This is a genomic window from Flammeovirga agarivorans, assembly GCF_012641475.1.
Lineage (GTDB): Bacteria > Bacteroidota > Bacteroidia > Cytophagales > Flammeovirgaceae > Flammeovirga > Flammeovirga agarivorans.
Genome location: NZ_JABAIL010000136.1, coordinates 1 through 520, shown reverse-complemented (window position 1 = coordinate 520; position 520 = coordinate 1). Strand labels below are relative to the sequence as shown.

Genomic DNA, 520 nt, shown 5'->3' with positions numbered 1-520 from the left:
TGGTCGGCGCATCGGTCGAGGCGATGGTCGGGATCACCACCACCGGCAGCTTCTGGTAGTAACCGATCGCCTTCGCGGTATCGAGGGTTTTACCACCGCCGATCCCGACCACGCCGCGGCAGCCCTGTTTTTGCAAAATCGCCATCAGACGGTTGATTTCCGCATGGCTGCATTCACCGTTAAACCGTTCCGCATGGCAGCGAATATCGTGGCTCTGCAGGCCATTCACCACTTTCTCTCCCGCCAGCTTCATTACGAAATCGTCGGCGATGACGAAGAAGCTCTCCGCCAGGTTTTTGGCATATTGACCGAACAGAACAGCAGCATCAGGACCCTGAAGATATTTGGCTGGAGATTGAATAACTTTTAGCATTCCTTTCACCCTCAAATAAGTGCGCATGTAGACATGATGAGCCCTGGCGTTATCCGCGCCGGCCAGTGAAGCGCGGCCTGAACGGAGCGTACCGGAGCAGTGCGATCACTGTAGGGCCGGCAGGGAACAAAAAAATCTTTCGCCTTT

Annotated in this window: 1 protein-coding gene; it reads right to left on the bottom strand. The window is 55.2% G+C overall.

Features of this window, described 5'->3' with window-relative positions; all coding sequences use genetic code 11:
* Nucleotides 1–373 (bottom strand): iron-containing alcohol dehydrogenase (locus tag HGP29_RS28625; protein WP_168885858.1); only part of this gene is annotated, 373 nt, incomplete at its 3' end.
* Nucleotides 374–520: the final 147 nt, after the last annotated feature.